The organism is Butyricicoccus faecihominis (assembly GCF_024462775.1).
Lineage (GTDB): Bacteria > Bacillota > Clostridia > Oscillospirales > Butyricicoccaceae > Agathobaculum > Agathobaculum faecihominis_A.
In genome coordinates this window covers 1-14,525 of the sequence record NZ_JANGCE010000003.1, presented here as the reverse complement: position 1 = coordinate 14,525, position 14,525 = coordinate 1, and the positions used below count along the sequence as shown (strand labels likewise).

Sequence of the window (14,525 nt, the reverse complement as noted above, 5' to 3'; positions counted from 1 at the left end):
ACCTCCCCTCTTTAATCGGTCAGCAGATTTTTAGCGCGCCATAGATAGCGCACCATAAACACATAGGAAATCACAACGGCCAGCAGCCCGGCGACCTCGATCGCGAGCTGGGCCTGAAACAGCGCGGTAAAATGGCCCTGCGCCGCGGAAAGCTTATCCTGTCCCGCGAAATAGGGCAGCCGGTCGGCGATGGACAGCGCACGGCCGATCAGCGTAAACAGCGACCAGCCGCGCCCGATGGTAAGCGTTGCGCGCGATACCTCGGCTATTTTTAGCCGCTGGTCGAACACGCGCTGTACCGGCAGATACAGCGCGATATAGATCACATTGGTCAGTATCAAGCTGGCCGCCTGCGGCAGCAGCGAAAAAGGCAGCGCCAGACAGACGCCCGCCCCGCAAATTGCCGCCGCGAGCGACAACCTACTGCCGAGCAGCACGGCCGCCCAGCCGCTCAGCACATAAAACAAAATGCCGATTAGCCACGCCGTATCCAAATTCGCCATCTCGGCAAGCAGCGAACCGCCGAGCTGCACGGCAAGCGCAATCAGCAACAGGCTTGCCGCTTGCCGCGCTTTTGTACCCGCGGTTTTCAATGGTGGAACAACCGCATGCCCGTAAAGGCCATGGCGATGCCGTATTTATTGCAGGTGTCGATCACGTGGTCATCCCGGATAGAGCCGCCGGGCTGCACGATATAGGCCGCGCCGGACTTATGCGCGCGCTCCACATTATCGCCAAAGGGGAAGAACGCGTCCGAACCGACGGTTACGCCGGTGTTGCCCTGTAACCAGACCTTCTTTTCTTCGAGCGTGAGCGGCTCGGGGCGGGTTTTGAACGTCTGCTGCCAAACGCCGTCGGCCAGCACGTCCTCGTATTCGTCGGAAAGGTAAACGTCGATCGCGTTGTCGCGGTCGGGGCGGCGGATGCCGTCCACAAAGTCAAGCGCGAGCACCTTGGGATGCTGACGCAGGAACCAGTTATCCGCCTTATTGCCCGCCAGCCGCGTGCAGTGGATGCGGCTCTGCTGGCCCGCGCCCACGCCGATGGCCTGTCCGTTCTTGACGTAGCAGACCGAGTTGGACTGCGTGTATTTGAGCGTGATCAGCGCGACCAGCATATCAAGCTGCGCGCTTTCAGGCAGGTTTTTATTTTCGGTCACGATGTTTTGCAGCATATCCTTCGTGATCGCCAGATCGTTGTAGCCCTGCTCAAAGGTCACGCCGAAAATATCGCGCTGTTCGATCGGCTTGGGCACATAATTAGGATCGATCTTAACGACGTTATAGCCGCCCTTCCGCTTGGAACGCAGGATTTCTAGCGCTTCCTCGGTGTAACCGGGGGCGATGATGCCGTCCGAAACCTCGCCCTTCAAATAGTTTGCCGTGTCCGCGTCGCACACGTCGCTTAACGCGGCCCAATCGCCGTAGGAGCACAGGCGATCCGCGCCGCGCGCGCGGACATACGCGCACGCGATGGGCGAAAGCTCGTGATCGTCCTCGACAAAGTAAATCTTCTTTTCAATATCCGAAAGCGCGGTACCGAGCGCCGCGCCCGCGGGCGAAACATGCTTGAAGGATGCCGCCGCGGGCAGGCCGGTAGCCTGTTTCAGCGCCTTCACCAGCTGCCACGCATTGAACGCATCGCAGAAATTGATATAACCCGGGCGGCCGTTCAGCACCTCGATCGGCAGTTCGCCCTCGCCCATAAAAATGCGCGCCGGCTTCTGGTTCGGGTTACAGCCGTACTTTAAGGATAAGTCCTTCATTTTATCAATCCTTTCATCAAGTTAGGAGTTAGGAAGTAGGAAGTAGGAATTAGGAGTTATTTTCGCGAAGGGTCTTTGTGGCAGCAGATAATATTTTGCGCAGTTCCTCACAATTTTCTTGCAATTCCTTGTACTGCGTTTGCGTAATGTAGGCGCAATCTCTTAAAAGCTCGAGCCAATACAGAGTTTCCGCACACTCTTTCAGTGCGATATACAGCTTGTTTAAGAAATCCTTTCGGCTAACAGCGTATTGCGATTCCGCTATATTGGCTCCGATGCTTGTTCCGCTGCGTAATATTTGTTTAGACAAAACAAATTCTTTTCTTTCATCTGTCAAATATCGATACGCACTAACGATGCTTTTAGCAAACGATAAACTCTTCTGATGCATCACGCCGTTTTTTCCGATCAACTCCTACCTCCTAATTCCTACCTTATTTCGCGTTTTTGTTCTTTATAACGGTTTCATACGTGCCGGTTTCTAGGTCGATGTAGCGGACGAAAAGGGCCACCTTGTTTTGCGCGTCCATGGAATCCCACATCAGGTCGGCCATTTCCCCGATCGGCCACTCGATGCGGATGCACTTGGGCTCGCCGCGGAAGGGCGGCAGCGGGTCGCCGTCGCACAGGTAGGTGTGGATAAAATGGCCCAGTCCGGGCACCGGCTTGTCATACTCATAGAAAAATCGCTTGTTCGAGGTACGGTCGGACGTAAAGTTTTTCAGAATCGAAAGGCTGTACGAGCCATCCTCGTTGACCACGCCCGAAATACGCGAGGTGTAGTTCGGCGGATCGGGCTCGAACTGGCGGGTGCGCAGCGCGTCGATATAGCTCTTGCCCGCGCGCAGGTACTCGCAGATGGTGTCGGTCTGGTCGCCGTTGGTGACGATGGTCTTGCCGCCGCACACGCGGACCGGATGGTAGATGATGAGCGAAGGATCGGTCATCTTGGAGGGATCGAACGCTTCGGTGCGGATGCCGTCCTCGGTCTCGACAAAGACACGGTTGCGGCTGTTCTCCGAACGGCCCATGATGAAATAAGCGATTACGTCCTTCTTATTATCCGGCGTGCGGCCAAGCACGATGCCGCGGCCCGGATAAGCGTTAGAGATCAGCTCGGTGCTGATATTGAACACATTCTTGCTCATGGAAAAACACTCCTTACACGTTTTTGGCTCTGTCTGTTACGCCAAGGCGCCCGGCGCAGAAATCGGAGACCGCCTGCGGCAGCAGCACCCATTCCGCCTGCTCCATCACGCGCCGCTGCAACGTTTCCGGCGTATCGCCCGGCTCCACTTCAACGGCTTTTTGGGATACGATCGCGCCGCCATCCACCACTTCGGATACGAAATGAACGGTAGCGCCGGTCACCTTCACCCCTTTGGCGAGCGCGGCTTCGTGCACGCGCAGGCCGTAAAACCCTTCCCCGCAAAACGAGGGGATGAGCGACGGATGGACATTCAAAATACGGTTTTCATACTGCCGGCAAAAGGAAGGCGACAGCACGGTCATAAAGCCCGCCAGCACGATCAGGCCGATCCGCCGCTCTTGCAGCAGCCGGTCCAGCGCCTCGCCATAGTCCTCGGCCGAAGCAAAATCGCGGCGGCGCAGCACGGCGGTGGATACGCCAGCTTTTTCAGCGCGCTCCAGCGCATACGCCTTCGGGTTCGAGGAAACGACGAGCGTGATGCGCCCGTTTTCGATCCCGCCCCGCGCTTCGGCGTCCAGAAGCGCCTGAAGATTCGTCCCGCCGCCGGAGACGAGCACTGCGATGTTTATCATAGATCTTTTATCCTTACCGGAGCGCCGCTGAACAAGGGGACGGTTCTTCTGTCCTTTCCGACAGGAAGAACCGTCCCCTTGTCCAACTCCCGCTTGGGATGGCTCCTTTTTTTCTAAATTGTTTTAAGCGAGCTCTACGCCCTTGTCCCCGGCGACGCACTCGCCGATGATGTACGCCTTTTCCCCGGCCGCCGAAATGGCGGCTACCGCGCGGTCGGCGTCCTCCGGCGCGACGGCCAGCACAAGGCCCGCGCCCATGTTGAAGGTATTGTACATATCGCGCTCCGGGATCTTGCCGGTCTTTTGGATCAGCTCGAACACGGGCGGCACGGGCATGGCCGCTTTTTCGATCTTGGCGCACAGGCCGTCGGACAGCATGCGCGGGATATTCTCGTAAAAGCCGCCGCCGGTGATATGGCTGATGGCCTTGACATCCACCGTGCCCATCAGCGAATGGATCGTTTTCACGTAGATCTTGGTGGGCGTGAGCAGCTCCTCGCCAAGGGTCTTTCCGAACTCGTCAATATAACGGCGAACCGCCTTTTCATTGATGCCGAGCGTTTTGCGCACGAGCGAATACCCGTTGGAGTGCACGCCCGAGGACGCCACGCCGATCAGCGCGTCGCCCGCCTTGAGGGCCGAGCCGTCGATCATCTTCTGCCGGTCGACCATGCCGACCGAGAAGCCCGCCATATCGTACTCGTCCTCCGGATAGAAGCCGGGCATTTCGGCGGTCTCGCCGCCGATCAGCGCGCAGCCCGCCTGACGGCAGCCCTCCGCGATGCCGGAAACCATGGCCGCGATCTTGTCCGGGTGGTTTTTGCCGACCGCGATGTAGTCTAGGAAGAAGAGCGGCTGCGCGCCGCAGCACGCAATATCGTTTACGCACATCGCGACACAGTCGATACCTACCGTATCGTGCTTATCCATCAAAAAGGCCAGCTTGAGCTTGGTGCCGACGCCATCTGTGCCGGAAACCAAAATCGGCTCGGCCATGCCCTTGAAATCGGGCTGGAACATACCGCCGAAGCCGCCGAGCGTTCCTAAAACGCCCTTTGTGAAGGTGCTTTCCACCATCGGCTTCATCAGCTTGACGGCTTCATAGCCGGCGACGACGTCTACGCCCGCCGCCTTGTAGCTTTCAGAACGGCTTTCATTATTCATGTTATTCTCTCACTTTCATAAATACAGGATGATGGGGATTCGGAACGCCAGCCGGCGTTTATCCCTTACCGTTCCAGCAGTATGTACATACCTTGTCACGGTCGATGCCGATCGCTTCGAGCAGGCCGTCGAGCGACTGATAGCCCAGCGAGTGGAAGCCGAACTTGTCGCAGATCGTTTTCAGCATGCACTGGCCGCGCTCGGTATCCGCATCGGCGTACTCTTCGAGATGCTTCTGGCCTTCGTCGCCCTCGATCTCCTGCACGGTGCGCCGCGCGAGCAGCTCCATATCCGAGTTGCTCGACGAGAAGTTCAGAAACTTGCAGGCGTACATGATCGGCGGGCAGGCCGAGCGCATGTGCACTTCCTTCGCGCCCGACGCATACAGAAAATCGATCGTCTCGCGCAGCTGGGTGCCGCGCACGATAGAATCATCCACGAAGAGCAGCTTTTTGCCCTCGATCAGCTCGGGCACGGGGATCTGCTTCATCTTGGCGACCTGATTGCGGATCTTCTGATTGGAGGGCATGAACGAGCGCGGCCAAGTGGGCGTGTATTTGATGAACGGGCGCGCGAAGGGCGCGGTGCCCGCGTTGGCGTAGCCGATCGCGTGCGGCACGCCCGAATCGGGCACGCCCGCCACATAATCCAGCCCGGCGTCGAAGCCGTGCTCCCTGTCGTAACGCGCCATGATCTGGCCGTTGCGGTAACGCATCAGCTCGACGTTGACGCCCTCGTAATTCGAGTTCGGGTAGCCGTAATACGTCCAAAGGAAGGCGCAAATTTTCATTTCCTTGCCCGCGGCGGACAGCGTTTCAAATCCGTCCGCCGTGACCTTGACGATCTCGCGCGGGCCAAGCTCGTACGCGTCCTCATAGCCAAGCTTATGGTAGGCAAAGGACTCGAACGAAACGCAGTGGCCGTCCTCGCTCTTGCCGATCAGCACCGGCAGGCGGCCCAAACGGTCGCGCGCGGCGAGGATGCAGTCCTTCGTCAGCACCAGCAGGGTCATCGACCCGTCGATCATCTCCTGCGCGTGCCGGATGCCGGATACCAGATCGTCCTTTTGGTTGATCAGCGCCGCGACAAGCTCGGTCTGGTTGACCTTGCCCGAGCCCATGGCCATGAACTGATGGCCATGGTCGGAAAAATAGCGGGTCACCAGATCCTCCGCGTTGTTGACAATGCCGACCGTGGTCAGCGCGTACAGCCCCAGATGCGAACGCACCAGAAGCGGCTGCGGATCGGTATCGCTGATGCAGCCAATGCCGCTGCACCCGGCAAATTCCTGTATATCCTTTTCAAACTTGGTGCGGAACGGGGTGTTTTCAATGTTGTGGATCTGGCGCTGAAAGCCGTTTTCCTCCCCGTATACGAGCATGCCGCCGCGGCGTGTGCCCAGATGGGAATGGTAATCCACACCGAAGAAAATATCCAGCACGCAATCCCGCTTCGAGATCGCGCCGAAGAATCCTCCCATAAGCTCTCCTTACATTTTATATTGTCAGTTTGCCGGTCACTTGGGATCCGGCAGTTCGCTTTCAAACATATTCTTTTCGGCCTGCTCCGGCACCGCCATCGGGTATTCGCCCGAAAAGCAAGCGTCGCAAAAGCCGAGCTTGCAGCCGGCCGCGATCTTGCGCGCCGCCTCGATCGACAGAAAGCCGAGGCTGTCCACGCCGATGATCTCGCGCATTTCCTCCACCGTGCGGCCGTGCGCCAAAAGCTGGCTGCGCTCCGGGATATCCGTGCCGAAAAAGCAGGGGTGGCGGAACGGCGGCGCGGAGATACGCATGTGCACCTCGGCCGCGCCCGCGTCGCGCAGCAGCTTTACCAGCCGCGCGCAGGTCGTGCCGCGGACGATCGAATCGTCCACCATGATGACGCGCTTGCCTTCCACCGCGGTGCGCAGGGCGTTCAGCTTGAGACGCACGGAGCGCTCGCGTTTGTCCTGCCCGGGCTGGATGAAGGTGCGCGCGATATAGCGGTTTTTGATCAGGCCGACGCCGTACGGGATGCCCGAATACTTGGCGTAGCCGATCGCCGCCGGAATACCCGAATCCGGCACGCCGATCACGACGTCCGCGCCGACCGGGTGCTCGATCGAAAGATATTTGCCGGCTTCCTGCCGGGCCAGTTCGACGGACGCGCCGTCGATCACGGAATCAGGGCGCGCAAAATAGATATACTCAAACACACAGGCCGAGGTGGGACACTGCTTTTCGCTGTAAAGCGAACGCAGCACGCCGTTTTCGACCACGCAGATCTCGCCCGGCGCCACGTCGCGGATAAACGCCGCGCCGAGCGCGTCGAGCGCGCAGGTCTCGGAGGCAAAGACGTAGCTTCCCTCCAACATGCCGATGCAAAGGGGCCGGAAGCCGCGCGGGTCCCGCGCGGCAATCAGCTTGCGCGGGGACATGACGACCAGACAGTAAGCCCCCTCGATCACGCTCATCGTGCGCTGCACGGCTTCTTCGATCGAGCCGCATTTCAGGCGCTCGCGCACAATCGTGTACACCAGCACCTCGGTATCGCTCGACGAACGGAAAATGCCGCCGTTCAGTTCGATCTCCCGCCGGAGCTGACCGGCGTTCACCAGATTGCCGTTGTGCGCAACGGCAAGGTTGCCCTTGACATGGGTGATAGAGATCGGCTGCGCGTTCTCGCGGCGGGTGTCCCCCGTCGTCGAGTAACGCACATGGCCGATCGCCATTTGGCCCGGCATGGAATCCAGCGTTTGCTGGCTGAACACCTTGCTGACGAGGCCGACGTCCTTATGGCAGCGGATGACGCCGTTTTTGTTCACCGCGATGCCGGCGGCCTCCTGACCGCGGTGCTGCAGGGCGAACAGGGCGACATACGCTTCATGCGCCGCCGAGATCTCCTGTCCGTCCGGTGCGGCGATGCCGAACACGCCGCATTCCTCACGCACCTTATCAAGGGGTAGGGTATGCTGTTTTTTGCTTATGCGATATTTCATGGATTCCTTTACTTGCCCATCAGGCGGTTCATGATTTCGTTATAGGCTTCTTCCACACCGCCGAGGTCGCGGCGGAAACGGTCCTTGTCCAGCTTTTCCTTGGTGGTTTTGTCCCACAGGCGGCAGGTGTCCGGGCTGATTTCGTCGGCCAGCACGATGGCGCCGTCCGCGGTCTTGCCGAACTCAAGCTTGAAGTCTACCAGAATGACGTTGAGCGTGTCGAAGTAGGCCTTCATCACTTCGTTTACCTTGAACGCCATCTCCTTGATCAGCTCCAGCTCTTCCTTGGTGGCGAGCTTCAGCGCCAGCGCGTGGTAATCGTTGATGAGCGGATCGCCCAGCGAATCGTCCTTGTAGGAAAACTCAACGGTCGGCTGGTCGAACACGATGCCCTCGTCCACGCCGTAGCGCTTGGCGAAGGAACCGGCGGAAATATTGCGGATGATGACCTCGAGCGGCACGATGGAGACCTTCTTGACCACGGTCTCGCGCTCGGACAGCTGCTCGACAAAGTGCGTCGGCACGCCCTGCTTCTCAAGGATCTGGAACATGTGGTTGCTCATCACGTTGTTGATCACGCCCTTGCCCGCGATGGTTCCCTTCTTTTCGCCGTTAAAAGCGGTCGCGTCGTCCTTGTAGTCTACGATGACAAGGTTTGCATCGTCGGTCGCGAATACCTTCTTGGCCTTGCCTTCGTAAAGCTGTTCTTTCTTTTCCATGGTGGGTTCCTCCATTTATGTTTCTTTATTTTTGATACATACGCAAAATAACGGGATACGCGGTTTAATACTGCGCCTTTACCGCTTCGTCCTTGGCCATGACTTCCTTCGCCATATCGGCCTTAAAGGAAACGAGCTTTTCCGCGAGCGCTTCGTCCGAAATGGCGAGCATCTGCGCGGCGAGGATCGCGGCGTTATCCGCCCCGTCGATCGCGACAGAAGCGACCGGGATGCCCTTGGGCATCTGTACGATGGAAAGCAGGCTGTCCATGCCGCCCATGACCGAGGTGCCCATCGGCACGCCGATGACCGGCAGCGTGGTGTAAGCGGCCAGCACGCCGCCCAGATGCGCGGCCTTGCCCGCGGCGGCAATGATCGCGCCAAAGCCGTTCTGCACCGCGTTTTTCGCCAGATCCTCCGCCACGGCGGGCGTACGGTGGGCCGAGCAAATGCGAACCTCCGCCGGGATACCGAACGATTTCAGGCGATCGATGCACTTTTCCATGACCTTGAGATCGCTGTCCGACCCCATGACGACGAGAACTTTTTTCATTTACGCTTCCTCCTCAAAAATAAATGAGGACACGGGTATACCCGTGTCCTAGCGTGCGCTTAAATGAGCTGCACCGATGCCCGAAAGCATGCAGCAATGCCCGGCGAAACAGCCCCAAAACTGCATATGGATAGACTGGGATGCCTTCTCCAAAAACACGCAGCCGGTCATGCCCAACACCTCTTTCGTTCTCTTTCAAACCATCGGTGACAATACGTTAATATTTTATCGAAAAAAAGCGTTTATTGCAAGCATTTTACGCGGTTTTTTCGCGTTTCGTGCAAATGACCAAAGAAACGTTCCGGGCGCGTCAGCTTTCGTGCAGAACGCCCTTTGCATACAGTGTTTCTTCAATCTGGCGCACGCGCTCGGTCCAGGAGCAGGCCTTGCCGTAAGCAAGGCGTTTTGCGGTCTTTTCCGGGTCGCGTTCCGCCGCCGCTTTCTCGCAGAGGCTAACGAAATCCGCTTCGCCGTCCGCGATATAGACGACGTCCGCGAAGTCCTCCACCTGCAAGGGCTCCCGCGTGGAAACGACCGGCTTGCCGGTGGCGAGATACTCGTAAAATTTGAGCGGCGACACGTCCTTGGAAAGCGCGCCCGCGCGGAACACGTTCAGGCAAACGTCCATTTGCGCCAGATACTTTGGCAGCTCGGGCTGCGGCACCAGACCATGGAACACGATGTTCGGATACTGCTGCAAATGCGACAGATCGACGCCCGGCAGCGTGCGGCCGATCATAAAGATCGTCGCATCCGGCCGTTGCTTCGCCAGCGTTTCGATCAGCGCGTAATCGATGCACTCCTGCAGCATGCCGACAAAGCCGTATACCGGATGCGCCAGCGTTTTCATTTCCTCCGGGCAGGGCAGGTCGTCCTTTTCGGTCTGCACGCGGGAAAAGATCTCGTACGCCGCGCCGTTCGGTATCGTTTTCGTGGTCGGGTTGATCTTTTCCAGCGTTTCCGTCAGGCCGACGGCTGTGGCGAACACCTGATCGGCGGGCGAAGCCAGATCGCGCTCCATCCGATCGACCACGGCGGGCGTGATATGGCCCTGATAGGCCGAGTGCCGGTCGACGCAGTCATACACCAGACGGCTGTGCGGCACATGCGGCACGATATCGCACGAGGAGGGCGAGTAGCACCACAAAACCGTTTCCCCGCCAAAGCCGTGCGCGCGCATTTTTTCCCGCACGAACTTGGCCTGCCGCTTCTGATTGAGCCGGTTTACCCAACGGAACTTATTGAAAAACGGCAAAACGGGCGGCAGCGCGTACACCGTGATATTCTCCTGTACCTTTTCGCCCGCCTGCTTGTGCTTGGACAAGCGCTCGCGGCACTTTTTATCCTTCAGGGGCGCGATGACCGACACCGGCGGATCGAAATATAGGATTTCGCTGTTCCGCAAGCGGTTCATCACGTTCTGCTTGCGCGTCGGCAGCGGGTGATAATTGGTGGTGGACAGACAGACGATATGGTTTTTCATGGAGCTACAACATCCTTTTATTCAGATTGCACATTTTTCCCGCCGTCCCGGTCAATGCCGAGCAGCAGCGCCGCGCCGCGCGAATTTTCCTGCTCGCGTTCGCGCAGCAGGGCGGCGGAGGAACGCACCTGTCCAGAAAGCTCGCCGGATACGCATTCGTCAATCAGCGCGCAGAGCGCGTCCGCTCGCACCGAGGAAAGCTGCAGGCAGGTGCGGCTGCCGATATACTTTAAAAAGCCGTCCACCTTCACGTCGTAGCTCATGCCGACGACCGGCACGCCCTGCCCCGCCGAAAACATCAGCGCGTGCAGGCGGATGCCCGCGACCACCTTCATCCGCGCGAGGATGCCAATGGTCGTTTCGATCGGCAAACGGGTCCGCACGGCGTAAAACGGGCACTTTAACAGCGCGCCCACCCGGTCGGCGGGGATCAGGTCGCTCGGAAATTCAATGGGCACGAACACAGGGGTCAGCCCATGCTTCTCATAGGCGTAGTTCGCCGCGGCGGCGATCTCGGGCAGCGCGGCCTCCAGCCCCTTCCACGAACGCAGGCCAAAGCCGATATACTTGCCCTGCGGGTCGATTCCGGACTGTTCCAGCGCGATATTGACCACCTCGCGCGGCGCGGGATCGAGGATGATGGTCGGATCGGCCGAAACCAAAATGTTCGGCCGCGTCACGCCCATGGTATCCAGTTCCCTGCGCGAGTTTTCATCGCGCAGCGTGATGCGGTCCACATACGCGTCGATCGTCCGGGCCGCCATGCGCCGGTTGTGCGGGCGGTTGATCGGCCCGATGCCGCAGCCATACATCATCACCTTGCAGCCGTGCTTTTTCGCCGCGCGCAGCGTATAAAGGTAATACCACAGCGAACGGTTGGAGGTGACGTCCTGCATCAGGCTGCCGCCGCCGTTGATATACAGGGCGGCCCGCCGAAAGCGCGCCAGCACCTTGAACACATGAAACGTATAGATCGAGCTTGTCCGGTAGACAAGGCGCGTTTCGCGCGGCCTGCGCGACATGACGCAGATCGCCCGGTCGGGGTCGAGCTCGCGCATTTCCTGAACGATGGCCTTGAGGATCGCGTCGTCGCCCGCGTTGCCGCGTCCGTACGCGCCGCAGATTACGATGCCCTCGCGCGCGTCCTTCGGGCGGCGGAAGCGGTGCAGCACGTGGCGGTAGTTTTCCTCCTGCCGCTCGCACATACGCGCGCGCGAAAAGTCGCGCGCCGCCTTTTCATACAGCGCGTCGGCAAAGCTTTGCCTTAGCGCCGGATCGTTTGCGAGCTTTGCCATATAGCGCGCCAGCTGCTCGTGATCGCCGACGCTGAAAATATAGCCGTTTTCGCCGGTGTCGATCAATTCCGGCATGCCGCCCACATCGGAGCAGATCGTCGCGCACCCGGCGCAAACGCCTTCCAAGATCGAATACGGAAAGGTTTCCGATACCGAGGATAGCAGATTGATATCCATGGCGCGGAAAAACGGCTCCACCGGCGAGACCCAGCCGCAAAAGGTGACGCGCTCGGATACGCGCAGCTCCGCGCAAAGCTTTTTCAGCATGGGCAAATCCTCGCCGTCGCCCGCGATAAACAGGCGCAGCCGGGGCGCTTCTTTTAAGGCCTCGGCAAAGCCGCGCACGGTCGTGGCGATGTCCTTTACCGCGGTCAGGCGCGCGGCGATGCCGCAGGTCACGTCGCCCTCTTCGATCGAAGCGCCGAACGTTTCCTTTAAATAAGCCGCGCGGTCGAACGGACCCTCCGGCTTTTGAAAATCCATGCCGTTGTAGATCTTCACAATGCGCTCCGGGTCAAAGCCGCGCTCGATCAGCGTGCGGGCCATCCGGTCGGCCACGGGCTGATAAAAATCCAAAAAGCGCAGGGCGACCGCGTTGGCCGCGCCGAAGGTATGCTGTTTGAGCGGATTGCCCAAATAATCAAGCTTATAATCCGAATGCACCGTGGTGATCACGGGCACCGAACGGCTGCGGCGCACCATCGCGCCCATCAGGTTGGCGCGGCCGCCGTGGCAGTGGATGATATCGGGCTGAAACTCGTCGATCAGCCCGCGCATCGCGCGCGCGGCGCGAAAGGGATTGTGCCGCTCGATCACGCGCACATCGATGCCGCGTTCAGCCGCCTCATCCGCGAACGGACCGGCGTGGAAGCTTAAGAGCATCACCGCGTTGCGCTCGGCAAGGCCGGTCACCATATTCATAATGTGGGTCTTGGCGCCGCCCACGTCGCCGCCGCCCATCACATGCATGACTCGCAAAAGCGTAAACCTCCATCGTTTTACATATGAATGCAGTATACCACACCCCGCGCGCGATTGCAAAGCCCGCGAAAATGACATATAATAGTGCCGTGCTTTAAAAGACCGCCGTCTCGCTCGCCTCAGCAGACCGGTATTTTCTCTGTTGGCTGTCAAAGAAGGTGTTTTCCTATGTTTTTCATCCGGCGCGCACGGCCGCTGCTTGCGCTGATATTGCTCACGCTCGCACTGCTTACCTGCGCCGCCTCGCGGCAAACCGCCGCGCGTCAGGCGGTGTCGTTGCGTTGCGGCGAAGCTTGCTATACCTTTACCTTTTCGCCCGGACTTCCCGGGCAATCCGTCGGCGCGCCCCAAAGAAGCGCGCCCGATATCCGCCGGCTCCGCACGCGCACCGTATACACCTTGCCCGTTTACAGCGGCGCGGAAACGCCCGGCGGCACGGTCACGCTTACCCTTGACGAAAGCGGCGCCGGTACCGTATTTTATCTGGAGAGCGACGCGCCCGGCACAATCGACTGCCGCATCAGCGGCGGGCCGCGAAAGGCGACGCTTGTCCGGTACTGCCCCTACGGCGGCAGCAATACCGCGTTCGCGCCCGCGCCCGTGCGGCGGCGCGCGATTCGTTATGGCGCGAATACCGCGCTGTATTTATCGGGCGGCACCAACCTTTATCTTTCCCGTCTGGCGCTGCTGACCCCGCTCGGGCAAACGGTATACGCGCGTGATACGCCGGAGAGCGGCGCAGTGCTCGCGCGCGGCGCGTGCGGCGCAACGGTATCCATCCCGCTGCACGCCGTGCCCGGCTCCATAGCGGCGGCCGCCGGCGCTGTGACCGATGGCGATCCGATCAACTGGGCGGACGAGCAAGCCCGCCAAAACGTATCGTTTCTCGATGCGGACAAGACCGATTACCGCTTGCTTTCCTCCGGCGTTTACCAGCCCCTGCCCGACACCTACCTGCCCCAGCGAAAGGGCGGCGGGCCGCATGTGTACCGTTCGACCGCGGCGTGGCTGCTTGGCCCCTGCTCTTATGAAAGCAACGGCCCGCTGTTCTCAGCGCTGGGCCGCTCCATTCTATACAGTTATCTTGACGCGGCGGCAAATACGGGCTTCATTCCGACCGAGCCTGCCTCCATATGGCTGCGCGACGACTACGGCATCGGTCCGAGCTTTTACGATACGCGATTCAACTTCGATACGATCAGCCGGCTGATGCGCGTGGGCGAGCTTTGGCGCGAGCCGCTGTGCGGCGAGACCGTGCAAAGCATGCTTGGGACCTACCTGCGTTTTGCGGACAGCGCAGCATTTACCGTTGACGGCATCCCCTTCACACCCGACTACGGCGACAGCGACCTGACGCGGCGCACGGGCGCGGCCTGCTCGCTAAACCATTATCTCACCGAGGGACTGACGCTGCTGCAGGCGGGCGAAGTCTATGAAAACCAAGCCTTTATCGCGCGCGGTCACGCCATCCTGCGCGCGATCGACCGTTCCGCTCCGCGATGGATACGGGAAAACGGCGACCTGTGGTACGCCATCCGTCCGGACGGACAGATGGAAAAGGATGATTATGTCACCGTCACCTATAACGATCTGATCTCCGCCGCCCGCTATTTGGACGAGACCGGCGTTTGGTCGCAGTACGCAGGCCTGCAAGCGCTGCTGCAAAGCAAGGAGCGCTATCTTGCGCAAAACGGTTTTGAACACGCGCTGCGCCGCCATCCCGCGTTTCGCATCGAATAATAAGGTCGCTCGCCGCAGCGCGCATAGAAAGGAAAATGGAGCGAAGCGACGTAAAATCCGTTT

Annotated in this window: 13 protein-coding genes; 1 reads left to right on the top strand and 12 read right to left on the bottom strand. The window is 59.6% G+C overall.

Annotated features, from left to right (window positions below; genetic code table 11):
* Positions 1-11: 11 nt before the first annotated feature.
* The 12 genes from NE562_RS02870 to csaB all read right to left on the bottom strand — a co-directional run bounded on the left by NE562_RS02870 (position 12) and on the right by csaB (position 12,710).
* Positions 12-551 carry a hypothetical protein gene (locus NE562_RS02870; protein WP_280960888.1) on the bottom strand — a complete coding sequence of 180 codons (540 nt, stop codon included), beginning with the start codon at positions 549-551 and terminating at the stop codon, positions 12-14.
* 38 nt (positions 552-589) lie between these two features.
* Positions 590-1,765 (bottom strand): phosphoribosylaminoimidazolecarboxamide formyltransferase, encoded by a 1,176-nt coding sequence (locus tag NE562_RS02865; RefSeq protein ID WP_280960887.1) that lies wholly within the window; start codon positions 1,763-1,765, stop codon positions 590-592.
* Between the two features lie 49 nt (positions 1,766-1,814).
* Positions 1,815-2,177, bottom strand: coding sequence for a four helix bundle protein (locus NE562_RS02860; protein ID WP_305147353.1), 363 nt, complete (start codon positions 2,175-2,177; stop codon positions 1,815-1,817).
* 22 nt (positions 2,178-2,199) lie between these two features.
* Complete coding sequence (locus NE562_RS02855) at positions 2,200-2,913, bottom strand: IMP cyclohydrolase (RefSeq protein ID WP_280960886.1); 714 nt, start codon at positions 2,911-2,913, stop codon at positions 2,200-2,202.
* 13 nt (positions 2,914-2,926) lie between these two features.
* A complete protein-coding gene (gene purN, locus NE562_RS02850; protein ID WP_280960885.1) occupies positions 2,927-3,547 on the bottom strand; it encodes a phosphoribosylglycinamide formyltransferase in 621 nt (206 codons plus the stop codon).
* 123 nt (positions 3,548-3,670) lie between these two features.
* On the bottom strand, positions 3,671-4,711 hold the full coding sequence (gene purM, locus NE562_RS02845) for a phosphoribosylformylglycinamidine cyclo-ligase (protein WP_280960884.1): 1,041 nt from the start codon (positions 4,709-4,711) through the stop codon (positions 3,671-3,673).
* Between the two features lie 58 nt (positions 4,712-4,769).
* The gene (locus NE562_RS02840; RefSeq protein ID WP_280960883.1) at positions 4,770-6,191 is read right to left on the bottom strand and encodes an amidophosphoribosyltransferase; all 1,422 of its coding nucleotides are present in this window, start codon (positions 6,189-6,191) and stop codon (positions 4,770-4,772) included.
* Positions 6,192-6,227: 36 nt separating this feature from the next.
* Entirely contained in the window at positions 6,228-7,691 is a 1,464-nt protein-coding gene (purF, locus tag NE562_RS02835) for an amidophosphoribosyltransferase (protein WP_280960882.1), read from the bottom strand.
* A gap of 8 nt (positions 7,692-7,699) precedes the next feature.
* The gene (purC, locus tag NE562_RS02830; RefSeq protein WP_280960881.1) at positions 7,700-8,410 is read right to left on the bottom strand and encodes a phosphoribosylaminoimidazolesuccinocarboxamide synthase; all 711 of its coding nucleotides are present in this window, start codon (positions 8,408-8,410) and stop codon (positions 7,700-7,702) included.
* Between the two features lie 64 nt (positions 8,411-8,474).
* Positions 8,475-8,963, bottom strand: a complete 489-nt coding sequence (gene purE, locus NE562_RS02825) for a 5-(carboxyamino)imidazole ribonucleotide mutase (protein WP_280960880.1) — start codon at positions 8,961-8,963, stop codon at positions 8,475-8,477.
* Between the two features lie 310 nt (positions 8,964-9,273).
* On the bottom strand, positions 9,274-10,446 hold the full coding sequence (locus tag NE562_RS02820; RefSeq protein WP_280960879.1) for a glycosyltransferase: 1,173 nt from the start codon (positions 10,444-10,446) through the stop codon (positions 9,274-9,276).
* A gap of 17 nt (positions 10,447-10,463) precedes the next feature.
* A complete protein-coding gene (csaB, locus tag NE562_RS02815) occupies positions 10,464-12,710 on the bottom strand; it encodes a polysaccharide pyruvyl transferase CsaB (RefSeq protein ID WP_280961043.1) in 2,247 nt (748 codons plus the stop codon).
* 180 nt (positions 12,711-12,890) lie between these two features.
* On the opposite strand from csaB, the gene NE562_RS02810 reads away from it, so the two are divergent.
* Positions 12,891-14,462 carry a hypothetical protein gene (locus tag NE562_RS02810; protein WP_280960878.1) on the top strand — a complete coding sequence of 524 codons (1,572 nt, stop codon included), beginning with the start codon at positions 12,891-12,893 and terminating at the stop codon, positions 14,460-14,462.
* The last annotated feature ends 63 nt before the right edge of the window (positions 14,463-14,525 follow it).